The 24272-nt window shown below is 70.7% G+C and carries 20 protein-coding genes; 7 read left to right on the top strand and 13 right to left on the bottom strand.

Going from position 1 to position 24272, the window contains the following annotated elements:
• Positions 1–25 precede the first annotated feature (25 nt).
• The 3 genes from AC5YDV_RS05155 to AC5YDV_RS05145 all read right to left on the bottom strand — a co-directional run bounded on the left by AC5YDV_RS05155 (position 26) and on the right by AC5YDV_RS05145 (position 2626).
• Complete coding sequence (locus AC5YDV_RS05155; RefSeq protein ID WP_496182258.1) at positions 26–1660, bottom strand: NAD(P)-binding protein; 1635 nt, start codon at positions 1658–1660, stop codon at positions 26–28.
• A 100-nt stretch (positions 1661–1760) separates the two neighbouring features.
• The gene (locus AC5YDV_RS05150) at positions 1761–2336 is read right to left on the bottom strand and encodes a GNAT family N-acetyltransferase (RefSeq protein ID WP_496182257.1); all 576 of its coding nucleotides are present in this window, start codon (positions 2334–2336) and stop codon (positions 1761–1763) included.
• Positions 2333–2626: a thiamine-binding protein gene (locus AC5YDV_RS05145; protein WP_496182256.1), complete on the bottom strand. Its 294-nt coding sequence runs from the start codon at positions 2624–2626 to the stop codon at positions 2333–2335. The genes AC5YDV_RS05150 and AC5YDV_RS05145 overlap by 4 nt, the downstream gene beginning before the upstream one ends.
• A gap of 255 nt (positions 2627–2881) precedes the next feature.
• On the opposite strand from AC5YDV_RS05145, the gene AC5YDV_RS05140 reads away from it, so the two are divergent.
• The gene (locus tag AC5YDV_RS05140; protein WP_496182255.1) at positions 2882–4351 is read left to right on the top strand and encodes an MFS transporter; all 1470 of its coding nucleotides are present in this window, start codon (positions 2882–2884) and stop codon (positions 4349–4351) included.
• 78 nt (positions 4352–4429) lie between these two features.
• Here the strand turns inward: AC5YDV_RS05140 and AC5YDV_RS05135 are convergent, their stop codons facing one another.
• The 5 genes from AC5YDV_RS05135 to AC5YDV_RS05115 form a co-directional block, all read right to left on the bottom strand.
• Entirely contained in the window at positions 4430–4939 is a 510-nt protein-coding gene (locus AC5YDV_RS05135; RefSeq protein WP_496182254.1) for a DUF4112 domain-containing protein, read from the bottom strand.
• 219 nt (positions 4940–5158) lie between these two features.
• Positions 5159–6733, bottom strand: coding sequence for a thiol reductant ABC exporter subunit CydC (cydC, locus tag AC5YDV_RS05130; protein WP_496182253.1), 1575 nt, complete (start codon positions 6731–6733; stop codon positions 5159–5161).
• Complete coding sequence (gene cydD / locus AC5YDV_RS05125) at positions 6730–8325, bottom strand: thiol reductant ABC exporter subunit CydD (protein WP_496182329.1); 1596 nt, start codon at positions 8323–8325, stop codon at positions 6730–6732. Before cydD ends, cydC begins: the two co-directional genes overlap by 4 nt.
• A gap of 177 nt (positions 8326–8502) precedes the next feature.
• The gene (gene cydB, locus AC5YDV_RS05120) at positions 8503–9561 is read right to left on the bottom strand and encodes a cytochrome d ubiquinol oxidase subunit II (RefSeq protein WP_496182328.1); all 1059 of its coding nucleotides are present in this window, start codon (positions 9559–9561) and stop codon (positions 8503–8505) included.
• 20 nt (positions 9562–9581) lie between these two features.
• Entirely contained in the window at positions 9582–11102 is a 1521-nt protein-coding gene (locus AC5YDV_RS05115; protein ID WP_496182252.1) for a cytochrome ubiquinol oxidase subunit I, read from the bottom strand.
• A 71-nt stretch (positions 11103–11173) separates the two neighbouring features.
• Here AC5YDV_RS05115 and AC5YDV_RS05110 point away from each other — a divergent pair, with 71 nt between their 5' ends.
• The 3 genes from AC5YDV_RS05110 to AC5YDV_RS05100 all read left to right on the top strand — a co-directional run bounded on the left by AC5YDV_RS05110 (position 11174) and on the right by AC5YDV_RS05100 (position 14536).
• Positions 11174–11506, top strand: a complete 333-nt coding sequence (locus tag AC5YDV_RS05110; RefSeq protein ID WP_496192404.1) for a BlaI/MecI/CopY family transcriptional regulator — start codon at positions 11174–11176, stop codon at positions 11504–11506.
• Positions 11507–11569: 63 nt separating this feature from the next.
• Positions 11570–12298 carry a VIT1/CCC1 transporter family protein gene (locus AC5YDV_RS05105; RefSeq protein WP_496182250.1) on the top strand — a complete coding sequence of 243 codons (729 nt, stop codon included), beginning with the start codon at positions 11570–11572 and terminating at the stop codon, positions 12296–12298.
• A 24-nt stretch (positions 12299–12322) separates the two neighbouring features.
• A complete protein-coding gene (locus AC5YDV_RS05100) occupies positions 12323–14536 on the top strand; it encodes a beta-glucosidase (RefSeq protein WP_496182249.1) in 2214 nt (737 codons plus the stop codon).
• Positions 14537–14543: 7 nt separating this feature from the next.
• Here AC5YDV_RS05100 and AC5YDV_RS05095 read toward each other — a convergent pair whose 3' ends face one another.
• The 4 genes from AC5YDV_RS05095 to AC5YDV_RS05080 all read right to left on the bottom strand — a co-directional run bounded on the left by AC5YDV_RS05095 (position 14544) and on the right by AC5YDV_RS05080 (position 19955).
• Complete coding sequence (locus AC5YDV_RS05095) at positions 14544–16556, bottom strand: ABC transporter ATP-binding protein (protein ID WP_496182248.1); 2013 nt, start codon at positions 16554–16556, stop codon at positions 14544–14546.
• Entirely contained in the window at positions 16553–18286 is a 1734-nt protein-coding gene (locus tag AC5YDV_RS05090; protein WP_496182247.1) for an ABC transporter ATP-binding protein, read from the bottom strand. Before AC5YDV_RS05090 ends, AC5YDV_RS05095 begins: the two co-directional genes overlap by 4 nt.
• The gene (locus tag AC5YDV_RS05085) at positions 18286–18924 is read right to left on the bottom strand and encodes a TetR/AcrR family transcriptional regulator (protein WP_496182246.1); all 639 of its coding nucleotides are present in this window, start codon (positions 18922–18924) and stop codon (positions 18286–18288) included. Before AC5YDV_RS05085 ends, AC5YDV_RS05090 begins: the two co-directional genes overlap by 1 nt.
• Positions 18925–18992: 68 nt before the next feature.
• Positions 18993–19955, bottom strand: coding sequence for an AEC family transporter (locus AC5YDV_RS05080; RefSeq protein WP_496182245.1), 963 nt, complete (start codon positions 19953–19955; stop codon positions 18993–18995).
• A gap of 141 nt (positions 19956–20096) precedes the next feature.
• On the opposite strand from AC5YDV_RS05080, the gene AC5YDV_RS05075 reads away from it, so the two are divergent.
• From AC5YDV_RS05075 to AC5YDV_RS05065, 3 genes are read left to right on the top strand one after another with little or no spacing between them, the layout of a single operon-like run.
• Positions 20097–21041 carry a diacylglycerol/lipid kinase family protein gene (locus AC5YDV_RS05075; RefSeq protein WP_496182244.1) on the top strand — a complete coding sequence of 315 codons (945 nt, stop codon included), beginning with the start codon at positions 20097–20099 and terminating at the stop codon, positions 21039–21041.
• Between the two features lie 59 nt (positions 21042–21100).
• Positions 21101–22585: an AlkA N-terminal domain-containing protein gene (locus AC5YDV_RS05070; protein ID WP_496182243.1), complete on the top strand. Its 1485-nt coding sequence runs from the start codon at positions 21101–21103 to the stop codon at positions 22583–22585.
• Complete coding sequence (locus AC5YDV_RS05065) at positions 22582–23115, top strand: methylated-DNA--[protein]-cysteine S-methyltransferase (RefSeq protein WP_496182242.1); 534 nt, start codon at positions 22582–22584, stop codon at positions 23113–23115. Before AC5YDV_RS05070 ends, AC5YDV_RS05065 begins: the two co-directional genes overlap by 4 nt.
• On the opposite strand, the gene AC5YDV_RS05060 is transcribed toward AC5YDV_RS05065, so the two are convergent.
• Entirely contained in the window at positions 23072–24076 is a 1005-nt protein-coding gene (locus AC5YDV_RS05060; RefSeq protein WP_496182241.1) for a LacI family DNA-binding transcriptional regulator, read from the bottom strand. The genes AC5YDV_RS05065 and AC5YDV_RS05060 overlap by 44 nt on opposite strands.
• Positions 24077–24272: the final 196 nt, after the last annotated feature.

Raw genomic sequence — 24272 nt, 5'->3', positions numbered from 1 at the left:
CTCGTTTCCTCGTGTCGACGGGAGCTCAGCGCTCGGGGATCATCTCGATGGCGTGGACCGGGCACTGCTCGTAGCAGCTGCCGCAGCCCGTGCACTTGGTGTAGTCGTAGCGGTACCGCAGGCCCTTGCCGAGCTTGATGACCGCGTCCTCGGGGCAGGCCCCGACGCAGCCGTCGCACTCGATGCAGTTGCCGCAGGACAGGCAGCGCCACGCCTCCGTGCGTGCCTGCTCGGCGGTCAGCCCGCCGACGATCTCGTCGAAGTTCAGGCGCTGCGCGACGTCGAGTTCGGGCTGGGTCATGGCGCGGTCGTCGCCCCAGTACCACGGGTTGAGCTTGTCGAAGGTGGCCAGCGCGTGCTTGGGGTTGTCCACGGGCGGACGGCTCGCCAGCCAGCGGTCGATGACCCGGGCGGCCCTCTTGCCGTGGCCGACGCCGACCGTCACGGTGCGCTCGGAGGGGACGGCATCGCCGCCGGCGAAGATGCCGGGGACGTCGGTCATGAGCGTCTGGGGGTCGACCCGGACGACGTCGTCGTCGAAACGCAGCCCGGGGATCTGCTTGAGGAACGCGGAGTCCGCCTCCTGGCCGAGGGCCAGGATCACGGTGTCGGCCTCGAGGGTCTCGTACCGTCCGGTGCCACGCGCCTTGCCGTTCTCGTCGAGTTCCATGATCTCGACGCGCACGTCGCCCTCGCCGACCTGGTTGATGGTGCGCAGCCAGTTCATCTTCACGCCCTCGCGGGAGGCCTCGGCCTGCTCCTCGGCGTGCGCGGGCATCTGCGCCTGCGTGCGCCGGTAGACGATGATCGACTCCTCCGCGCCCAGGCGCTGGGCGGTGCGGGCGGCGTCCATCGCGGTGTTGCCGCCGCCGTAGACGGCCACGCGGCGACCGATGACGGGACGCTCGCCGGACGCGACGTCGCGCAGGAAGCTGACGGCGTCCACGATGCGCCCGGCGTCCATGGTCGGGATGTCGACCCGCTTGGAGATGTGGGCGCCGATGGCGACGAACACGGCGTCGAAGTTGCCCTGGACCTGCTCGGCCAGCAGGTCGGTGACGGTGTGGTTCTGGACGAAGCGCACGCCGAGCGCGCGGATCCGGTCGACCTCGGCGTCCAGGACGTCGCGGGGGAGCCGGTACTCCGGGATGCCGTAGCGCATCATGCCGCCGGGCAGGTCGGAGGAGTCGTGCACCTCGATCTCGTGGCCGAGCATCGCGAGGTGGTACGCCGCGCTGAGGCCGGAGGGGCCCGAGCCGATGACGAGGACGCGGCGTCCGGAGCGCTGGGCGGGACCGGCGAACTGCCACTTGTTCTCGATGGCGAGGTCGCCCAGGTATCGCTCGACGGAGTGGATGCTGACGGCGCCGTCCAGCTCGATGCGATTGCAGGCGGTCTCGCACGGGTGGTAGCAGACGCGCCCGTGGATCGCGGGGAACGGGTTGTTCCGGGTGAGCTCGCGCCAGGCGCCCTGGTCGTCCTTGGCCTTGACCAGCCGCAGCCACTCCTGGATGTTCTCCCCCGCCGGGCAGGCGTTGTTGCACGGCGGCAGGAGGTCCACGTAGATCGGCATCCGGACCCGAGTCGGCCCCACCCGCCCAGTGGAGGCACCGAGGTCGGGCAGGTGCGTCAGGTTGCTGCGGGGTACGGGCTGCTCCATTGTCTGATCCTTCGAGTCGCGAGCGTCAGCTCAACACTACTCCCTGTAGTAGACCACTGCCGACAGGACATGGTTTGCGACTCCCGCGCCGAGGGCCCCCTCAGGAGGCCCGTCGCACCATGCGGAGCATGGCCAGGTCGCCCCACCCGGGCCCGGATCGTCCGCTCAGGCCGTCGGCGGCGAAGCCGTGGCGCCCGTAGAAGCGGATGGCCGAGATGTTGTCGGCGATCACCCACAGGTACGCCGGACGTCCCGGGGGTACCGCGGCCTCCATCAGGCGCTGGCCGAGGCGGGCCCCGCGCAGGTGGGGCATCACGTACAACGTGTCCAGGCACCACTCCACGCCGGACGGGCGCCAGTCATCGCCGAACAGGTCGAGCTCCCACTCGGCGACACCCCGGAAACCGGCCGACAGCCCGGCCACAGCGCCGCGCTCGGTCCGCGCCACCCAGTGGGCCCCCTCCGGTTCCCGGCCGGACGCCCGGGCGGCGGCCGCGGCGTCCACCTCGTCGTGCAGGGATGCGCACCGCCTCTCGAAGGAACTCCACAGGACGGCGGCATGCCCGCCGTCCGCCACGTGGGCGTAGGTGACGAGTTGGAGCGCGATGTGGGCGCGGACGACGTCCTCGACGTCGTCGTGCCCGACCGCGCGGACGTCCGCGTGGGACTGCGTCACAGGTGGCTCTCCAGGCGCGCGACCTTGCCGTCGAGTTCGCCGGTGTGGCCGGGCCGGATGTCGGCCTTGAGGACGAGGCTGACGCGGGGCCCGAACGCGCCCACGGCTTCGGAGGCACGGCGGATGACGTCGAAGCACTCCTCCCACGTGCCCTCGATCGTGGTGAACATGGCGTCCGTGCGGTTCGGCAGACCGGATGCGCGGACGATGCGGACGGCCGCGGCCACGGCCTCGGCGACGGACTCGCCGGTCGGGCCGCCCATCGGGGACACGGAGAAGGCAACGAGCATGGGCCCATCGTAGGTGGGAATCGGTGGCCACATGTTGCACGAATGGCGCCTCGCTCATGCCTCACGCACGGGCCTGGGGGTGCGGGAGGGTTTGCCAACCGACGGCAACTTGTCCGCCGTGCGCGACGTGCGGATTCACTGGGGGTGATACTTCAGCTACCGAGCGTAGTTGTCCCTTACGCGAGACGCTTGCACAGCAGCAGCAGCGGACGGCTCGGTGAAGGCCAAGTTTCGTGGAAGAAAGGTTCAGGCCCAATGTCTGACAGCAACTACCGTCCCCAAGGGGATCCGATGGGCGGTTCGACCCAAGTGCCCGGGTCCGATGACATGGCTGCCGTGACCCCGGTGGGCGTCAGCGTCGTCGACGGCAACGAGAACGACGACGAGCGCGACTTCGTGCCGCCGAAGGGACGCCTCGGTGGCACCATCGCGCTGGGTGTCTCCCAGTCCATCGACAACTCCGAAGGTGGCGTCTCCAAGACGTTCTTCCCGCAGATCATGAACGCGTTCGGCCTGTCCGACGCCGAACTTGGCCTGCTGAACGCCCTGGGCAACGCCGCCCGCATGATCTTCGGCCCCGTGTGGGCCATGGCGGCCGACCGCTTCGGCCGCAAGCTCATCCTCTTCGTCGTGACCGGCCTCTGGGGCCTGTGGACGATCGGCGCCTCGTTCGCCCAGTCCTGGACGATGCTGCTGGTCCTGTACGCGGTCTCGCTGGTCGGCACCGTGGCGTCCGAGCCGATCCTCAACGGCCTGCTCGGCTCCCTGTACAAGCGCTCCGAGCGGGGCAGGGCCTTCGGCACGGTCCGCGCGACCTCGTCCGCGCTGGGCTTCATCATGACCCCGGCGCTCGGCCAGTTCGGTGGTGACCCCAACGGTTGGCGTTACGCGTTCATCGCGCTGGGCATCCTGTCGGTCGTCTCCGGCGTCCTGATCCTGATCTTCGTCCACGAGCCGAAGAAGGTCGCCGCGGAGGACGCCGCCGAGCTCAAGTCCGAGGCCGGCATGTTCAAGATGTCGGACGCGGCGAAGCTCTTCAAGATCCCGACCGTCGCCCTGATCGCTCCCATGCTGCTGCTGGTCACCTCGCTGGTGCTCTTCGGCTTCATGGGCCAGGTGTGGGCCCGCGACATGGGCTTCGGCGTCAAGAACGGCTCCTACCTCTACACCGCCTTCTCCGTCGGGGCCACGATCTCCGCCCTGCTGGGTGGCTTCCTCGCTGACGCCTTCGTGCGGAAGTTCGGCCACAAGGGTCGCATCATGCTGTTCCAGCTGTACTGCGTGCTGTTCGCCGCGATCATCGCGATCACGATGTACTTCTACAAGGTGTGGACGCCGGGCATCGAGGCCGGCAACGGCCAAGAGGTCAAGCAGGACCCGAGCCTCGTCTACTACGCGCTCGTGTTCCTCATGGGCCTGGTCTTCTCGATCGGCTTCTCCGGCTGCGTGCTCCCGATGGTCTCGTCCGTGGTGCCGCGCCAGCTGGCCGCCACCTCGTTCGCGCTGCTTTTCTCGCTCATCCAGGGCGGCATCAACGTGGTCTACAGCCTGGTGCTGGGCAACGTGGCCAAGGCGATCGGCAGCCTGCCGTACACCATCCTGCTGCTGGTGGCGATCCCGTACCTCGTCAACGCGGTCTACTGGTTCGTCTTCTACAAGACCTACCCGAAGGACGTCGAACTCCAGGCCGAGCGCACCGCGCTCATCGAGCAGGGCAGGTTCTGAGGGCAGGGCAGGTTCTGACCCACCCGACAGGGGCGGACGCCGACGGCGTCCGCCCCTGTTGGCGTTCGGTTGGGAGAGTCAGCCGATGAGCGTCCCCACGCCGGCGACGAGTCCCCAGATCAGCAGGCCGACCAGGACCAGCGACACCACGACGAAACCGACCACCGTCGCGACGGCCAACCCGAGATAGCCCCGCACGTCGACGTCGACGTGGCGCCCCTCGGCGACGGCCTTCTCGAGCAGCCGGTAGTTCTTGCGGTTGGCACGGTGCAGGACGTCCGCCGCATCGCCGACCACGGGGACGAACCCGAGCCCCGTGTCGGCCAGCAGGTTGACGCCCATGTGCACCAGGGTGGGGATCGGGACCCGTTGGCGCACCGCGTCCACCATGATCGCGCTGGACAGGCCCGTGCCGATCAGGTCGCCCACGCCGGGGAGCAGCCCCACCAGGGCGTCCGCGCCGATGCCGATGTCCGTCCCCGGGATCTTCACCAGGTCGTCGCTGAACCTGGCCAGCGAGCGACTCAGGCTGATGTCGGGTCGGGCCGCCGCGCCGGGACGATCCTGCTGGGACAAGGGCTTCTTCATCCGTTCAGCGTAGGTGGGCGGGCGCTCTCGACACCTCGGGCCCACCCCTTGCCCGGCCCTGAACTCGGCCAGGTCGAGACTCACCGACGACGTAGCGCCATCTGGACCACATGTGGTTCACCCCGCCGGTCAGGCAGAATTCATCACCCTTGTCGCAGCCATTGAGGAAAAGCGACCGTTGGGGTCATGTGGTCCAGATGGCGCAACGAACGGGCGGACTCAGCTCGGGGCCCCCAGCCGCACCACGCGGTCGCAGCGAGCCATGACGTCGGGGTCGTGGGTGATCACCAGCAAGGGCTTGTCGGCCGCTTGGGCCCACACGTCGTCCAGCAGCGCGGTGGCCGTCTCGGGGTCGAGGTGCTCGGTGGGCTCGTCGAGGATGAGGACCTGCGCATCGCCCACCAGCAGACGCGAGAGTGCCAGGCGGCGCTGTTCGCCACCCGAGAGCGCCGTTCCCAGTTCCCCGACGTGGCGTTGGGGATCGATGTCCAGGCGGGCGCGTGCGAGCGCGGCCGTGATGTCGGCGTCGGTCGCGTCGCGCCTGCCGATGCGGACGTTCTCCGCGACCGTGGTGGAGAAGACGTGGGTGTCCTGGGAGAGGTAGCCGAGCCTGCCGTCCACCTCCACGCGTCCCGCCACCGGGGGGATCAGCCCCAGCACGGTCGCGGCCAGCGTGGTCTTGCCCGCGCCGGACGGCCCGACCAGCGCCACCCGTTCGCCGGGTCCGACACTCAGGTGCATTCCGGACGCCAGCGTGGCCCCGCCCGGCCAGCCGATGGCCAGATTCTTGACCGCGAGGCGCGGCACCTCCACGGGCTCGGATGCGGGCAGGTCGCCGACTCCCACGGGCGGCTGGGCCATCACCTCGCGGACCCGGGCGAGGGCCACGCGGGCCCGGGTCCAGGTCTGGGCCGCCTTGGTGAAGTCGTTGAACACCTCGTGCAGGGCGAGCGGCACCAGCGTCAGCACGGCCAGCATCGTGTGGTCGAGCGTGCCGGCGCGCACGGCGTCCGCCCCGAACCAGAGGCTGGCCAGGACGGCCGCGCCGGCGGCGAGCGTCTGGACAGCCGTGGCCAGGCCTCGCGTCCATGCGGCCCGGGCGTCGAGGGACGCCAACGTGGCGTCGGCCTCGGCGAGGCGCTCGAGGGCCGCGGCGTCCGCGTCGTGGGCGACGAGGTCGGGGGCGGTCCGGGCGATCTCGTGGACGATGCCGGCGAGTTCGCCCCGCGCGGGGACGGCCGCGGCGTCGGCGCGCGCCGACAGGCGGGCGGCCAGCCACGGGGCCACGGCCCCGGCGAGCAGGGCGGTCAGGAGCAGGGCGATCGCGGCGGGCCACGAGAAGACGCCGACGACGACCGTGGTGGCGAGGATGACGAAGACCCCCGAGGCGAACGGCAGGAACACCCGGACGACCAGGTCCAGGACCGCGTCCACGTCGGCGACGATGCGGGTCAGCAGGTCGCCGCGACGGCGTCCGAGCAGGGTGGTGCGAGAGAGGGTCCGGTACGTGTCGAGGCGCAAAGCCGACTGCAGGCGCAGGCCCACGTCGTGACCGACGAGGCGTTCCAGGTAGCGGAACACACCCCGCGAGATGCCGAACGCGCGGACCAGGACCGCGGCCGCGGTCAGGTACATGACGGGTGGGTGCTCGGCGGCGCGGGACAACAGCCAGCCGGAGACGCCCATCAGGGCGACCGACGAGAGGGACGCCAGGGCCGCGAGCAGGACGGCCAGCGAGACCCGTGCCGCGCCGGCGGGCGTGGACCGGAGCAGCCGGACGAGGAAGCCGGTCACGCGGCACCCCCGATCACGACGACGCGGTCGGCCTCGGCGAGGACGGCCGGGCGGTGGGAGACGACGATCGCGGCGACCCCCGTGGCCCGGATGCTGTGCAGGAGGGCCTCCTCGGCGGCCGCGTCGAGCCCGGCGGTGGGTTCGTCCAGCAGCATGAGCTCGGCCCCGGCGTCGATGCGCACGAGCGCGCGGGCGGTGGCGACGCGGCGCCGTTCGCCGGCGGAGAGCCCTTCGCCGTCGTCACCGACCGGACGGTGCGGGTCCATGTCCGGGGCGCCGGCGCGGGCGAGTGCGTGCGCGATGGCCGCGTCCCCGGCGTCCGGGTCGCCGAGGCGGACGTTGTCCGCGACGGTGCCGGCGAGCATGCCGGGGTTCTGTCCGACGTGGGCGATGCGGCGGCGTCCGGGGGTCTGGATGCTGCCGACGGTGGGGGAGAGGAACCCGATGAGGGCGTTCAACACGGTCGTCTTGCCGCCCCCGGACGGCCCGGTGAGCACGACGACCTCGCCGGGAAACACCTCGAACGACACGTCGGACACGGCAGCCGAGACAGCCGCCGGATAGGTGTGCCCGACCCCCACCACCCGAACGAGGGGGACCCCATGCGTCCGAGAAGCGACAGCGCCGGCGGCACCACCGTCCGGCCCCACCCAGCTCGGGGGAGCAGACTCGATCACCTCGAAAGCTTGTTGCGCCGCCGCCATCCCGTCCGCGGCGTCGTGGTAGTGGACGCCCACCTGCCGGACGGGCAGGAACGCCTCGGGGGCGAGGATCAGCACGAACAGGGCGGTGGCGAGGTCGAGATCATGGGCGACGACGCGGAACCCGACGGTGACGGCGATGACGGCGACGGAGAGGGTGGCCAGCAACTCCAGGACGAACGCGGACAGGAAGGAGATCCGGAGGGTCCCCATGGTTTCGGAGCGGTTGGCCTCCTCGGACTTCTCCAGTCCCTTCGCCTGTGCCTTCGCCCGTCCGAAGACCTGGAGCGTGGGCAACCCCGCGACGAGGTCGGCGAAGTGGCGGGCGAGGCGTTGCTGGGTGCGCCAGCGGCGGGCGGTGCGGGCCTCGGTGGTCCAGCCGACGAGGGTCATGAAGAGGGGGATCAGGGGCAGGGTGAGCGCGACGATGATCGCCGAGGTGACGTCGGCCGTCAGGATCGCGACGCCGACGATGACCGGCACGGTGACGGCGAGCAGGAGTTGGGGCAGGTACTTGGAGTAGAAGCCGTCGAGGGCGTCGAGGCCCTGGGTGACGAGGTTGACCAGGCCGGCCGCGGACGTGCGGTCATCCAGGGGCGAGGCGAGCCGGGCGGCCATGACGTCCCGGCGCAGGCGCGACTTGACCGCTGCGGCCGCGCGGTGGGCCAGCAGGGTGTTCAGCCACGCCAACAGGGCCTTGCCGCCGAAGATCGCGGCGAGGGTGCCGAGGGTCGGGGCGAGCGCGGGCCAGACGCCGGTGCCCGGCGTCGGGGTCGTGTAGTCGAGGCCGGGCGCGGCGTCGAAGACGGCGGTGATCCCGCGGGAGAGCACCCAGGCCTGCGCGACCGTGAGTCCGGCGGTGAGGCAGCCGATGACCACGCCCCCGGCGATGTAGCCGACGGTGGCCTTCCCGCGCCGGAGGAGCCGGGGGTCGATGGGGCCGCGCGTCCGCGTCCGCCCGGCCGACCCGGACGCCCCGGCCGGCTCGGACGCCCCGGACGCAACAACAGGGACGGCGTCCGGGGGGACGCCGTCCCTGTCGTGGTGGGGATTCGGCACGGGCACAGACTAGACGGCGGCTGCCACGTCGTCCGGAATGTTCTTGGTGCTGATCCGCTTGCGGAAGATCCACGCCGTCCAGGCCTGGTAGGCCAGCACGATCGGGACGAACACCACCGCGGCACCGGACATGATCGTCAGGGTGAGATCGGTGGACGCCGCGGTGACCCGGTCCAGCGGGAGGGTGGAGCCGGAGTTGTCGAAGCCCAGGTTCGGCCACATGCGGACGAAGATCCAGACGGCGACGAACAGGATCGTCACGGTGGTGGCGACGAACGCCCACCCGTCACGCCCGGAGCGGACGGCCAGCCACGAACCGATCAGGCCGGCCGCGGCGGCCAGGGCGAGGCCCCAGCCCAGAACGCCGATGCCGTACGCGAGGTTGGCCCACGCGAGGTAGATGGCGCCGCCGATGATCGCCACGAGGCCGGCCTTGGTGGCGAACGCCTTGGCCCTGTCGTGGACGATGCCCTTGGTCTTCAGCGCCAGGAAGTTGGCCCCATGGAACAGGAACAGCACCACGAGCACCACGCCGCCCAGGAGGGCGAAGGGGCTGAACAGGCTCCAGAACCCGCCGGTCAGGACGTGCAGGTGGTTGGAGCCCTCGGCGAGGGCGACCGGCATGCCGATGATGAAGTTGGCGAAGCCGACGCCGAACACCAGCGACACGACGAACGAGCCGGTGGCGGCCATCCAGTCGAAGGTGTTGCGCCAGCGGGCGTCCGGGTGCTTGGCCCGGTACTCGAAGGACACGCCCCGGATGATGAGGCCGACGAGGATGAGGAAGAACGGGATGTAGAGGCCCGAGAACAGCGTCGCGTACCAGCCCGGGAAGGCCGCGAAGGTGGCGCCACCGGCGGTGAGCAGCCAGACCTCGTTGCCGTCCCAGAGCGGGCCGACGGTGTTCACGATGACGCGACGTTCCTTCTCGGTCTTGCCGAGGAAGGGGATGAGCATGCCGACGCCGTAGTCGAATCCCTCGAGGATCAGGTAGCCGATCCACAGGACGGCGATCAACACGTACCAGACGACCTGGAGGTTGCTGGCTTCAGCGGCGAGGGGGAGCAACATGTCAGTTCAACTCCTTCTCAGTAGGCGAAGGAGAGGACGTCGTCCTCACCCTTGATCTCGACGGGGGGCACCTCGGCCGGCAGGCCGAGCTTGACGTACTTGATCATCAGGCCGACCTCGACGACGGCGAGGGCGCCGTACAGGAGGGTGAAGCCGATCATGCTGGCGAGCATGGTTCCGGCGCCGACACCGGGCGAAACAGCGGACGCCGTGGGCAGCACCCCCGCGACGATCCACGGCTGGCGTCCCATCTCGGTGAAGATCCAGCCGGCGCTGTTGCCGAACAGCGGGGCGAGGACGACCGCCAGCATCAGGAAGTCCCACAGGCGCGACGGCTTGGGCAACCCGCCCTTGCGGAGCAGGAACAGGGAGACCGCGCCGATCGCCATGGCGATGAAGCCCAGCGTCATCATGATGCGGAAGCTCCAGTAGCTGACCGGGATGTTCGGGGTGAAGTCGGTGATCCCGACCGTCCGCAGCTTGTCGGCGTAGGCCGCCTGCAGGGCGTTCGTCCCGCCGTCGGCCGGCAGGTTGAACTCGGCGTCGGCCAGGCGTTCGGTGTAGGTCGCCTGGAGGTTGTTGATGCCCGGGATCTCGGCGTAGGGGTCGCCCTTGGCCAGGATGCCCAGGACGCCCGGGACGTGGAGCTCGAACACCGGTGCGGTGCCGTCGAGGGTGCCGACGGTCAGCAGCGAGAAGGGAGCCATCTCGCCGTTGCCGCCGGACGTCTCGTACAGCGCCTCCGCGGCGGCCATCTTCATGGGCTGCACCTGGTACATGACCTTGCCCTGGAAGTCGCCGGTCAGGACGGTGGCGGCGCCCGAGACGAGCAGGATCCAGGCCGCGAACTTGGCCGACCAGCGGAAGGCGTCGACGTCGGCGTCCTCCTGGGCCGTGCGGTCGGCCTTGTTCAGCTTGGCGAGGTGCCAGCCGGAGACGGCGAGCACGAAGCCGGACGCCGTCATGTACGCCGCCGCCAGCGTGTGCGGCAGGGTCGCCAGGAAGACCGGGTTGGCGAACAGTGCCAGGAAGTCGTTCATCTCGGCGCGGTCGGTGAGGGGGTTGTAGATGGCACCCACCGGGTTCTGCATGAAGGAGTTCGCCGCGAGGATGAAGACCGCGGACAACATGGTGCCGATGGCGGCGAGCCAGATGGCCATGAGGTGGAGCTTCTTGGGCAGCTTGTCCCACCCGAAGATCCACAGGCCGAGGAAGGTGGACTCCAGGAAGAAGGCCAGGAGGGCCTCGAGGGCGAGCGGGGCGCCGAAGATGTCACCGACGAAGCGGGAGTACTCGGACCAGTTCATGCCGAACTGGAACTCCTGCACGATGCCGGTGACCACACCCATCGCGAAGTTGATGAGGAAGAGCTTGCCGAAGAACTTGGTGAGGCGGAGGAACTTGTCCTCGCCGGTGCGGAACCAGACGGTCTGCATGACGGCGACCATGAGCGACAGTGCAATGGTCACGGGCACGAAGAAGTAGTGGTAGACCGTCGTGATGCCGAACTGCCAACGGGCGATCGTTTCGGGGGTCATGGCTCGGAATCTACTACGAAGAAAGTACTACTTGGTGTCGTAGTTGGCCGGATTGCGGTTACCATGGGTCCATGCCTATCCTCGGGGACCTCGAACACGCGGTGATGGACGTGCTGTGGGCGCGCATCGCCCCCACTCCCGTGCGTGAGGTGCACGAGGAGCTGGCGCAGGACAGGGAGATCGCCTACACCACGGTGATGGCCGTCCTCGACCGGCTCGCCAAGAAGGGTGTCGTGGCCCGCAGGCTCGACGGGCGCGCGTGGCTCTACACGCCCGCCCGCGCACGCCTCGACCTCTACGTGGACACCGTGAACGAAGCCCTGGCGGGGCTCACCGAGGAGGAGCGCGAGGACGTCCTGCGTCGCGTCGCCGACGCCACCGTTCCGGTCGCCCTGGAGGCCTGACCACAGCCTCAGGGCAGGCATCCCTTGCTTGCCGGGGCGGTGGTCCCGGCACACAATCGGGGCATGACCCCGGCTTCCGGCAACCCTGACCTCGTCCACGACTCCCAGGAGTCTGGTGGCTCCGCGGCCACCCTCAACCAACTGCGAGCCGGCGTCCTCGGCGCCAACGACGGCATCGTGTCGGTCGCCGGCATGGTCATGGGCGTCGCGGGCGCGACGACCGACTCCTTCGCGATCCTCGTCGCCGGCATCGCGGGCCTCAGCGCCGGCGCACTGTCGATGGCCGTGGGGGAGTACGTGTCGGTGAGCGCCCAGCGCGACAGTGAGAGGGCCCTGCTCGAGAAGGAGCGCTGGGAGCTGGAGCACCTGCCGGAGCAGGAACTGGCCGAGCTGGCCGGCCTGTACGAGGGCAAGGGGCTCTCGCCCGCGCTGGCCCGGCAGGTCGCCGAGGAACTGACCGAGCACGACGCGTTCGCCGCGCACGCGGAGGCCGAGTTGGGGATCGACCCCGACGAGTTGGTCAACCCGTGGCACGCCGCATGGGCCTCGATGGGCGCCTTCGTCCTGGGGGCCCTGATCCCCCTGCTCGCCATGGCGCTCACCCCGCCCGGGGTCCGCGTCTGGGCCACCGTCGGGGCGGTCGTCGCCGCGTTGGCCATCACCGGCGTGTTCAGCGCCAGGGTGGGCAGGGCGCCGGTTGCCACCTCCGTCGTGCGGGTGGTCGGGGGCGGCGTCCTGGCCATGGCCATCACGTACGGCATCGGCGCGTTGGTGGGTGTCGGCCTCGGCTGACCGGACGCCGTGGGACCATGGGGCATGGGCTTCGATGTCGACGACGTGATCTCCCGTGCCACCACCGAGGAGCTCGCCAAGCTCGTCTGCGGTGACGGCAACTGGCACACGAGCGGACTGGAGCGCCTCGGCGTCCCGCGCATCAGGATGTCCGACGGTCCTCACGGCCTCCGTGTCGACGAGTCGAACGACCTCGGTGCGTCCCGCCCTGCGACGTGCTTCCCGCCGGCGGTGGGGTTGGCGTCCTCGTGGAACACGGCCCTGCTGAAGAAGGTGGGTGCCGCGCTGGGCCGCGAAGCCGTGGCCCAGGGGGTCGACCTCGTGCTCGGTCCGGGCATCAACATCAAGCGGTCCCCCCTGTGCGGGCGCAACTTCGAGTACTTCAGCGAGGACCCGCACGTGGCCGGCACGCTGGCGTCCGCCCTGGTCTACGGGATGCAGTCCCAGGGTGTGGGGGCGTGTGTGAAGCACTTCGCGGCGAACAACCAGGAGACCGACCGCATGCGGGTCGACGCGCGCGTCACCGAGCGCGCCCTCCGCGAGATCTACCTGCCCGCCTTCGAGAAGGTCATCACGGCGGCGCACCCGTGGTCGGTCATGTGCGCGTACAACCGCCTCAACGGCACGCTCGTGTCGGAGAACCCGTGGCTGCTCACCGACGTCCTCCGCGGGGACTGGGACTACGACGGTGTGGTCGTCAGCGACTGGGGTGCGGTGGTCGACCGAGTGGAGGCCCTGGTCGCCGGTCTCGACCTCGAGATGCCGCACGAGCTGGGCAACTCCGACGTCGAGATCGTGGCCGCGGTCGAGGCCGGGCAGCTCAGCCGCGAGGTGCTCGAGCTGTCGGCGTCCCGCATGCTCGCGCTCACCGAGCGCGCCAGCGACGCCGTGCGCGACGACGCCCCGGTCGACCAAGCCGCGCACCACCAGCTCGCGCGCGAGGCCGCGCGGGAATCGATGGTGCTCCTGGCCAACAACGGCATCCTCCCGCTCGATCCCCACGCCAAGGTGGCGCTGGTGGGCGAATTCGCCCGCACGCCCCGCTTCCAGGGCGGCGGTTCGTCGAAGGTCAACGCCACCCGCGTCGACCGGCTCGTCGACACCCTGGCGGCGCACCGGGCGGTCCGCTTCGCGCCGGGGTTCCTGCTGTCCGGGGAGTACGACGACGGCCTGGTGGACGAGGCGGTCGCCGTGGCGGAGGCGGCCGACGTCGTGGTCCTGTGCCTCGGGCTGCCCGACGCCGAGGAGACCGAGGGCATCGACCGCACCCACCTGCGCCTGCCCGACGTGCAACTCGCCCTGCTGGCCGAGCTCGCCGAGGTGGGCAAGCCGATGGTCGTGGTCCTCTCCAACGGGGCGGCGGTGGAGGTCGCGTCGTGGCTCGACCAGTGCGACGCGCTCATCGAGGGCTGGCTCGGCGGACAGGCGGGTGCGCTCGCGCTCGCCGACGTGCTCGTCGGCGACGCAGAGCCGTCCGGACGCCTGACCGAGACGCTGGCCCTCCGCCTGGCCGACCACCCTTCAGCGTTGATGTTCCCCGGCGAGTCCGGACACGTCACCTACGGCGAGGACGTGTTCGTCGGGTACCGCGGTTTCGACGCGGCCGACCGCGAGGTGGCGTTCCCCTTCGGGTTCGGGCTCGGCTACACGAGGTTCTCCTACGACGACCTCGCGGTGAACGTGCTCGCGACGCCGGCGTCCGGCCAGCTCCGCGTGGCCGTCCAGGTGAGCGTCACCAACACGGGCTCGCGTGCCGGGCACGAGGTCGTCCAGGTCTACGTCGGAAACGCCCCGGCCTCCGTGCCGCGGCCGCCGCGCGAGCTGCGGGGCTTCGCCAAGGTGTGGCTCGAACCGGGGGAGTCCCGGACCATCACCCTGCCCCTGGACAGCCGGGCGTTCTCGTTCTGGTCGGAGGTCCACGGTCGATGGGTCCTCGAGTCGGGCCTGTTCACCATCGAGGCGGGACCCAACTCGCGTGACCTGCCGCTGGTGCACGAACTCCGACTCGACGTGCCGGCGCCGCGGGTGCCGCTGCACGCCGAGTCGACCATCGCTGAGTGGATGGCGGACGAGGAGGCCTGGGCCGCCCTGCAGGAGCGCGTCCCCGACGGCTGGACGCTGTCGCCGGAGATGTTCGCGGTGGTGGGGGCGCACCCGCTGCGCCGGTTCGCCAAGTTCCCCGGGGTTCCGCTGACCGCGGCCGACGTCGACGAGGTGCTGGCCAGCCACGGCGGGTGAGGGCGGGTCAGGCGGCGACCTCCTCGGTGGCGGCCCCGGAGAACTGCGACTGGTAGAGGGCGTGGTAGGCGCCTCGCGCGGCGAGCAACGCGTCGTGCGTGCCCGTCTCGACGATGCGTCCCTCGTCCATGACGAGGATCACGTCGGCGTCCCGGATCGTCGAGAGCCGGTGGGCGATCACGAACGACGTCCGGTCGGTGCGCAGCGCGGCCATGGCGCGCTGCAGCAGCAGTTCGGTACGGGTGTCGACCGAGGAGGTCGCCTCGTCCAGGATCAACAGCGACGGGTCGGCCAGGAAGGCGCGCGCGATGGTGATCAGCTGCTTCTCGCCGGCCGACACGTTCGAGCCCTCCTCGTCGATCACCGTGTCGTAGCCGTCCGGGAGCGTGTGCACGAATCGGTCGACGTAGGTGGCGGTCGCCGCCGCGACGATCTCCTCCTCGTCGGCGTCCGGACGGCCGTACGCGATGTTGTCGCGGATGGTCCCGCCGAACAGCCAGGTGTCCTGCAGCACCATGCCGATCCGGGAGCGGAGCTCGGCCCGCGGGACGGACGCGATGTCGACGCCGTCGAGCGTGATGCGCCCGCCGTCCAGCTCGTAGAACCGCATGAGCAGGTTGACCAGCGTCGTCTTGCCGGCGCCGGTCGGGCCCACGATCGCGATGGTGGAACCCGGCTCGGCGGTGAACGACAGGTCGGTGATGAGCGGCTTGTCGGGGGAGTAGGAGAACGCCACGTCCTCGAAGGCGACGCGGCCGCGGAGCGGCTCCGGGAGGGAACCGGTGGCGTCCGGGACCTGCTCGTCGGCGTCCAGCACCTGGAAGACGCGCTCGGCCGAGGCCACGCCCGACTGCAACAGGTTCGCCATCGAGGCGACCTGGGTGATGGGCTGGGTGAACATCCGCGAGTACTGGATGAACGCCTGCACGTCGCCCAGGGTCGTCTGGCCGGACGCCACCCGCAGGCCGCCCACGACCGCGACGGCCACGTAGGACAGGTTCCCGATGAAGAACATCACCGGCATCATCAGGCCCGAGATGAACTGGGCGCCGAACGCCGCCTCGTAGAGCTTGCCGTTGTCGCGGGCGAAGTCGGCCTGGACCTCCTTGGACCGGTTGAACACCTTGACCAGCGCGTGGCCGGTGTAGGCCTCCTCGATCTGGGCGTTCAGGTCGCCGGTGGACTTCCACATCGCGGCGAACCGGCCCTGCGACCGCTTGCCGATGGTCATGGCCGCGCCCATCGAGACCGGCACGGCGACGATCGCGATGATGGCCAGCACCGGGGAGACCCAGAACATCATGAACAGCACGCCGATGAGCGTCAGCAGGTTGCTCAACAGCTGCGACAGGGTCTGCTGCAGCGACGTCGCGATGTTGTCGATGTCGTTCGTGACGCGGGAGAGCAGCTCGCCGCGGGGCTGGCGGTCGAAGTAGCTCAGGGGCAGTCGGTCGAGCTTGGCCTGCACCTGCTCGCGCATCCGGTACACCGACCGCTGCACGACGTCGTTCAGGAGCCACCCCGACGCCCACATGAGCAGGCCGCCGATGACGGCCAGCGCGAGCGCCAGCAGGCCGACCCGGGCCACCGCGTCCCAGTCGACCCCCACGCCGGGAGTGACCCCCATGCCCACCAGCATGTCGGCGAACGTGTTCTCGCCGCGGGCACGCAGCCCGGAGACGACCTGCTCCAGCGACGCGCCGGCCGGCAGCCTCGACCCGAGCAGGCCCGCGAACAGCAGGTTCGTCATGTCGCCGAGTATCTTCGGCTGGACCACGTTCGCCACCACGGCGATGGCGGTGAGGACAATCACGACCACGATCAGGGGGCGCTCGGGGCGCAGCACGGCGAGCAGGCGGCGCAGGGACGGACCGAAGTTGATGGCCTTCTCGGCGGGCCCGCTCGCCATCGGGCCGTGGCCGCGGACCTGGGGCCCGTGAGTGGGGCGCTCCGGGGCGGCGGTGACCTTGTGGGGCTGCGCGGCCCCGCGCCCCTGGGCCACCTGGGGGTTCGTGCTCATGCTGCCTCCTCGGCCTGGAACTGGGACTCGACGATCTCGGCGTACGTCGGGCTGGTGGCGAGCAACTGCTCGTGGGTCCCCACCGCCTCGATGCGTCCCTCGTCGAGGACGATGATCTGGTCGGCGCCGGCGATGGTCGCCACCCGCTGGCCGACGATGATGACGGCGGCGTCCCGCGTTTCGCCGTCCAGGGCGGCCCTGAGGCGGGCGTCCGTGGCGACGTCGAGCGCGGAGAACGAGTCGTCGAAGATGTAGACGTCCGGCTTGGCGACCAGGGCGCGTGCGATCGAGAGCCGCTGGCGCTGGCCGCCGGAGACGTTGGTGCCGCCCTGGGCGATCGAGGCGTCCAGCTGGCCGGGCATGCGCTCCACGAAGTCGCGCGCCTGCGCCACCTCGAGGGCGTGCCACAGCTCCTCGTCGGTGGCGTCCGGCTTGCCGTAGCGCAGGTTGGACGCCACCGTCCCGGTGAACAGGTAGGGCCGTTGCGGCACCAGGCCGATGGACCCCCACAGCACCTCGGGGTCGAGGTTCCGGACGTCCACGCCGTCGACGAGCACCCGGCCGCCCGTGGCGTCGAACAGGCGCGGGATCAGGTTCACCAGCGTCGACTTGCCCGAACCCGTCGACCCGATGAAGGCGAGAGTCTGGCCGGGGACGGCGGTGAAGGTGATGTCCGCGAGGACGGGCTCCTCGGCGCCCGGGTAGGCGAAGGAGACGTCCTCGAAGCGCACCTGGCCGCGGGCGGTGGTCTCGGTGACGGGATCGACCGGCGGCACCACCGACGACCGCGTCTGCAACACCTCCTGGATGCGTACCGCACACACCTGGGCGCGCGGGGCGATCATCAGCATCATCGTCGACATCATCACGCTCATCAGGATCATCGTGAGGTACTGCAGGAACGCCGTGAGCTGGCCGATCTGCATCTCGCCGGCGTCCACGCGGAGGCCGCCGAACCACATGACGCCCACCGACGAGGCGGCCATCACCAACTGCACCACGGGGAAGAACGTGAGCATGCGGCGTCCGACCCGCAGGGACGTGGTGGTGAGCTCGCGGTTGGCGTCGTTGAACCGGACGCTCTCGTAGGGCTCGCGCACGAAGGCGCGGATGACGCGCAGGCCCGAGATCTGCTCGCGGAGCACCCGGTTGAGGGTGTCGATGCGGATCTGCATCTGCCGGAACAGGGGCAGCGCCTGGAGCAGGATCGCGGTGATGATGGTGCCCATCACCACGACGGCGACGGCGATGAGCCAGGACAGTCCGACGTCCTCGCGCAGGGCCATGAAGACGCCGCCCACCATCATGATCGGCGCCTGGACGATCATGAACGCCGTCATCATGACGAGCATCTGGACCTGCTGGACGTCGTTGGTCGTGCGGGTGATGAGGGACGGCGCCCCGAAGTTGTTCACCTCGCGGGTCGAGAACGACAGCACGCGGGAGAAGATCGCCGCGCGCAGGTCGCGCCCGAAGCCCATCGCGGTGCGGGCGCCGAAGTAGATGGCCGTCACCTGGCCGGTGATCTGGACGAGCGAGACGCCGAGCATGATCGCGCCGAGGTTCCAGATCGTGCCGGTGTCGCCCTTGGCGACGCCCTCGTCGATGATCCGGGCGTTCAGCGTGGGGAGATAGAGGCTGGCGGCGGTGGCCACCAGCTGGAGGAGGATGACGAGGATGATGTTGCCCCGGTAGGGCTTCAAGTACTCGCGCAGCGTGCGGAGGAGCATCAGGCGTCCTTCTGGATTCCGTGGAGGATGAGGTCGGTCAGGGCCTCGACGTCGGTGAGCGCCGGATCCCCGGCGAACGTGTGCCCCGCCCCGAAGGTCAGGGCGATGAGGGCGGTGGCGGCCACGCGCGGGGTGGTGCGCAGGGCGTCCGCGTGGGGGGCGAGGGCGGACGCCACGGTCGCGACCACGGCCTCGTGCACGACGCGCGGGTCCGGACGCTCGCAGGTGCTGGACGCCTCGGGGGCCGCCGGTCCGCCCGAGGGCCCGGGGACGTGGTCGTGGAAGGAGAGCCGGCCGCGCCCCTGTTCGTGCAGGAGCGCGACGACGGTCCGGACGTCGTTGATGTGGACGGACAGGGCCCGCCCGATGAGCGCGACGGTCGTCGCGAGGTCGACGTCGGTGGGGAGGTTCGCGAGGCTCTCGGCGAGCCCGTCACGCGCCAGCACCTGGGCGGCGCAGGCGTGCACGAGATCCTCCTTGGAGTCGAAGACGCGGAAGATGGTGCCCTCGGCGACCCCGGCGGCCTCGGCGATCTGCCGGGTGGAGACGCTGGAGCCGTGCTGCAGCAACAGGGGAATGGTGGCCTCGATGAGGGCGCTCCGGCGCTCATCGGGCGACAGGCGTGGTGCACGTGTCACGCGACAACACTACGTGAGTGAGTGCTCACTCACAAGCTGAACCAAGGCCCCGCCGGGCGCGAGAGTGGTCAGAGCCAGCCCACCACGGTGAGCAGGCCCATCCAGACGCTGATCGTGACGAACGACAGCACCGTGCCACCCATGGTGGCCACCGTGGCCCAGTCCTCCTCGCCGTGCCGGGCGGCGAAGGCGGGCAGGATCGAGAAGGTGGGCAGCGCCGCGGTGATGACCGCCGCGGCCTTGAGATCGCTCGACATGGGTGGCAACCCGATCGCCTCGAACGCCAGGACGAGGCCCAGGGCGATCGCGGGCATGGCCACCAGCTTGCCGACGAGGGAGAACGCCACCTCGACGAGCATGCCGCCGATCCTCAGGCCCACGAGCAGCCCCCCGATGGCGAACAGGGCCACACCCGAGGACGCCTGGGCGAGCAGTCGGACCGACCGGTCCAGCACCGCGGGCAGCGTCACGCCCAGCCCGTTGAGGACCAGGGCCGCGATGATCGCCAGCACCATCGGCTGGGTGATGACCGAGGCCAGCGAGCGGCCCAGGGTGCGCAGGGCGGTCGAGTCGGTGCCGGCGTGCATCGCCCTCTCGGCCAGGAACAGCACCAACGGGATGATGAGGACGTTGTCGATGATCATGTCCATGCCCACGGCGATGCCGGCCACGTCGGGCAGCGCGATGAGGAAGATCGCCATCCCGATGAAACCGTTGTTGGTGCCGCCCATCGCCATGCTCAGGTAGGGCGCCCGGATCGCGGGTGCCTTGCGGGCCGCGACCCACAGGTGGGCGAGCACGAACATGATCAGGGCCGCCACGGCGTAGGTGAGCAGGTAGGCAGGATTGAAGATCTCGGCGGCGCTGCGCCCCGACACGTTGACGAAGACCAGCAGTGGCAGGGCGATCTTCACGACGAAGCGGTTGAGGATCGCCATGTCCTGGCGCTCGAACATGCCGAAGCGGGTGCACAGGAAGCCCACGCCCACCACGAGGAAGATCGGGACCGTCGCCGACAACACGTCCAGCATGTCCCTCCCCTCCCGACGCTCGTGGCGCACGACCGGCGCCGCGCCCCGCACCGGTGACGGTATCCACGTCCGTGTGGCCCCGCCACTTCGTGCCGCCCGTTGCCCTCCCGCCGGGGTGGGGGTCCCACTAGGCTCATCACCATGAGCCAGGCAGGCAAGGTCGCCATCGTCGTCAACCCGTCCAAGTTCGACGACCTCGACGCGGTGAAGCAGGAGGTCGCGGGCCTCTGTCACCAGCAGGGATCGGGGGACCCGGCCTGGTACGAGACGACGCCCGAGGATCCCGGCGCGAGCATGGCCAGGCAGGCCGTCCGTGACGGGGCGACGGTCGTGTGCTCGCTGGGTGGGGACGGGACGGTCCGGTCGGTCGCCCAGGGCCTGCTCGAGGAGGGCGCCCCGGACGGCGGCGACGAAGTCCCGCTCGGCCTGCTCCCCGGCGGCACCGGCAACCTGCTCGCCCGCAACCTCGGCCTCCCGCTCGACCTCGAGCCGGCCCTCCGCATCGCGCTCGCCGGCCACAGCCGGCGGATCGACGTGGGGCGCGTGTCGTTCGACGACGGTGACCCCCAGGTGTTCCTGGTCGCCGCCGGGGTGGGGCTGGACGCCGAGGTCATGGCCAACGTCGACGAGGGCGTCAAGAAGAAGGTCGGCTGGTTCGCCTATGTCCTGACGGGGGCGCGGGCGCTGGTGGGCAACGGTTTCCGGGTCGAGTTGAGCGCGGATGGACATCCCGCCAGGAGCCGGCACGCCCGGACAGTCATGGTCGGCAACTGCGGCGAACTCACCGCGGGAGCCCGCCTGATGCCGGACGCGCAGGTCGACGACGCCCTGCTCGACGCGCTGGTCGTCGCCCCTCGTGGGCTGTTCGGTTGGGGTGGCGTCCTCGTGGACCTCGTGACCGGGCACCGGTTCGGACACCCCTCCGTGCGGCGCACCCAGGCGACCAAGGTGGACGTCCGGCTGGAGCATCCAGTCGAGGGCGAACTCGACGGGGACGGCGTGGGGCGTGTCCGGACCATGGAGTGCGAGGTGCGCCCCGGCGTCCTCGCCGTCCGTGCCCCGGCGCCGGACGAGGGCTGGCACTAGCCCGCTGCCATGTCGTATTCCTGCTAGGCGTGGCGTGCCGCGTCCCTCATGATGGACGCGTGGTACCAGACCTGGAGACTTGCCTCGCCGCCGTCGCGAGCCGCGACGCGCGGTTCGACGGCCGCTTCTTCACGGGTGTGACCAGCACCGGGATCTACTGCCGGCCCTCCTGCCCGGCCCGGACGCCCGCCCCGCGCAACATGACCTTCCACCCGAGCGCGGCGGCCGCCCAGGCGGCCGGATTCCGGGCGTGCAAGCGCTGCCGGCCGGACGCCGTCCCCGGGTCGCCCGAGTGGGACGTCCGTGCCGACATCACGGGACGCGCGATGCGGCTCATCGGCGACGGTGTCGTGGACCGGGAGGGGGTGCACGGGCTCGCGGCGCGCCTGGGCTACTCGGTCCGGCAGGTGCAGCGCCTCACGCTGGCCGAACTCGGGGCCGGCCCCCTGGCGCTCGCCCGCGCGCAGCGCGCCCACACCGCACGGATCCTGCTCGTGACCACGGCGCTGCCGATCACGGAGGTCGCCTTCGCCGCGGGGTTCTCCTCGATCCGCTCGTTCAACGACACCATCGCCCAGACCTTCGCGATGACGCCGTCGCAGGTCCGCGGCACGGCCGCCGGCCCCCGGCGGGCCACCGGGTCGAGCCCGAGCGCACCACGCCAGGAGATCTCCCTACGGTTGGCCTTCCGCCAGCCGTTCAACCCCTCCAACGTGTTCGGGCACCTCGCGGCGACGGCGATCCCGGGTGTGGAGGAGTGGAGACGCGGCGCCTACCGCCGCACGTTGCGCCTGCCCCACGGGCCGGGCATCGCCGAGCTCGCCCCGCGTGCCGACCACGTCGCCGCGACGTTGCACCTCGCCGACCTGCGTGACCTCACCCCGGCGATCTCCCGCTGCCGCCGGCTGCTCGACCTGGACGCCGACCCGGTGGCGGTCGACGCGGCCCTGGCCGCCGACCCGACCCTGGCCCCGCTGGTGCTCGGTGCACCGGGACGCCGGGTCCCGAGGACGGTCGACCCGGACGAGTTCGCGATCCGGGCCGTGCTCGGCCAGCAGGTCTCCACCGCCGCGGCGCGGACCCACGGCGCCAGGCTCGTCCGCGCCCACGGCGTCCCGATCGACGATCCGGCAGGTGGCCTCACCCACCTGTTCCCCACGCCGGACGCGCTGGCCGACCTGACGCCTGACGCCTTCGCCGGCCCGTCGTCCCGTCGCGCGACCCTGACCGCGCTGGCCCGGGCGCTGGCGTCCGGGGCGGTGGACCTCTCGGCCGGTGCCGATCGCGACGAGGCGCGCGCCGCGCTGGGCCGCGTCCCGGGCGTCGGCCCCTGGACCGTCGAGGTCGTGGCCATGCGGGCGCTGGGGGATCCGGACGCCTTCCCCGCGCGTGACCTGGGCGTCGTCAAGGCCGCCGAGCGTCTCGGCATCGCCGACGTGGGGGAGGCGTCGCGGCGCTGGCGTCCGTGGCGCGCCCACGCGACCCAGTACCTGTGGGCCGTCCTCGACCATCCCATCAACCACCTGCCGCAGGAGGACTCATGAAGCACCGCACCATCGACTCCCCCGTGGGCCCGTTGACGCTCGTCGTCGACGACGCCGGAGCCCTGTGCGCCCTCTACACCGACGGGCAGAAGTACTTCCCCGACCCCGCATCCTTGGGCGACCGCGACGACAGCGTCGCGGCGGACGCCGTGGCCCAACTCGACGAGTACTTCGCGGGGGAGCGGACGACCTTCGACGTGGCGCTGGCCCCGCGCGGCACCGCCTTCCAGCGCGAGGTGTGGGCGGCCCTGGCGGCGATCCCGGCGGGGGAGACCCGGTCGTACGGCGAGGTGGCGGCCGACCTGGGGCGTCCGGGGGCCTCGCGGGCCGTGGGGGCTGCGACGGGCCGCAACCCGATCAGCATCATCGTGCCCTGCCACCGGCTGGTCGGCGCGTCGGGCGCGATGACCGGCTACGCGGGCGGTGTCGACCGGAAGAGGTGGCTGCTGGAGTTCGAGCGCCGGGCGGGTGGCCCGTCTGCCGCACTCAGGCCTGTCGGACGGGGACGGGGCCCGTCGAACGCCGGATGACCAGGTCGGGGTGGAACATGACTTCCGTGGGATCCGGTGGCGTGCCGTCCGTGGTCGCGCGGAGCAGGGCCGAGACGGCGGCCTCGCAGATCGGTCGGATCGGCTGCCGGATCGTGGTCAGTGCGGGTTCGGTGAACGCCATGAGGGGTGAGTCGTCGAAGCCGACCACCGAGAGGTCCTCCGGCACCGAGAGGCCACGCCCCCGCGCTTCGCGGATCGCGCCGAGTGCCATGAGGTCCGAACCGCAGACGATGGCCGTGTGGCCCGACTCGATGAGCCGACCGGCGGCCACCTGGCCCCCCTCGGCGGTGAACGTCGTAAGCTCGATGCTGTCGGGCCCGAAGCCGAGCGACTGGAACGCGGCGACCTTCCGGCGCGTCGGGGTGAAGCGCTCGCTGCCCACGGCCAGGCCGACGCGCGTGTGCCCGAGCGTTCGCAGGTGGGTGACCGAGGCGGACACGGCCTCCGCATCGGAGCAGGAGTAGAAACCGGCGGCCAGTTCCGTCGTGGGCGCGTTGATGAACACGGTGGGGATGCCGCGCGCGATCACCTTGCGGTACGGGTCCAGGGACAGGGTGTTGTTGGCCGGGATCCCGCTGACCGACACGATCCCGCCGAGGTTGGTCTCCAGCAGGGCGGCGAGGTGCTGCTCCTCGCTCATGCCGGTCGGCCCGGCCGGGCACACGAACGTGCGGACGCCCGCGGCGTACAGCAGTGAGTCGAGGATCTCGGCGAAGGCGGTGAAGGACGGGTTCGAGAGTTCGGGCAGCATGATCGCCACCGGTGCCGGACGCCGTGCGCTCGGCCGCTCCAGCGCGTAGCCGAGTGAGGCCGCCGCGGCGTGGACGGCGTCACGTGTGTCGGAGCGGACCCCGGGCTTGCCGTTCAGGACGCGCGACACCGTCGCCGTCGAGACGCCGGCTGCCTTCGCCAGGTCGGACAGGCGTGCCTTGGTCGTCATGGGTCCCTTCTCTCCCCTGAGTGGGTGGAGGCGGTCACGATGAAATCGTTGCAAGGCCGGCGCATGCAGGAGCACGAAAACCCGCCACGACCGCTTCCCAGTGGGTCAACAGTGGCGCACGACGCCGCAAAAGTCACGCAAGGTGATGAATTCGTTACGAAAGACTCTATGAAACTTGCAAGGTCGTCGGATACGG

It is taken from the genome of Propioniciclava sp. LT432, from assembly GCF_059515965.1.
The sequence above is the reverse complement of the archived record's forward strand: the minus strand, read 5'-3'. Positions and strand labels throughout refer to the sequence as shown.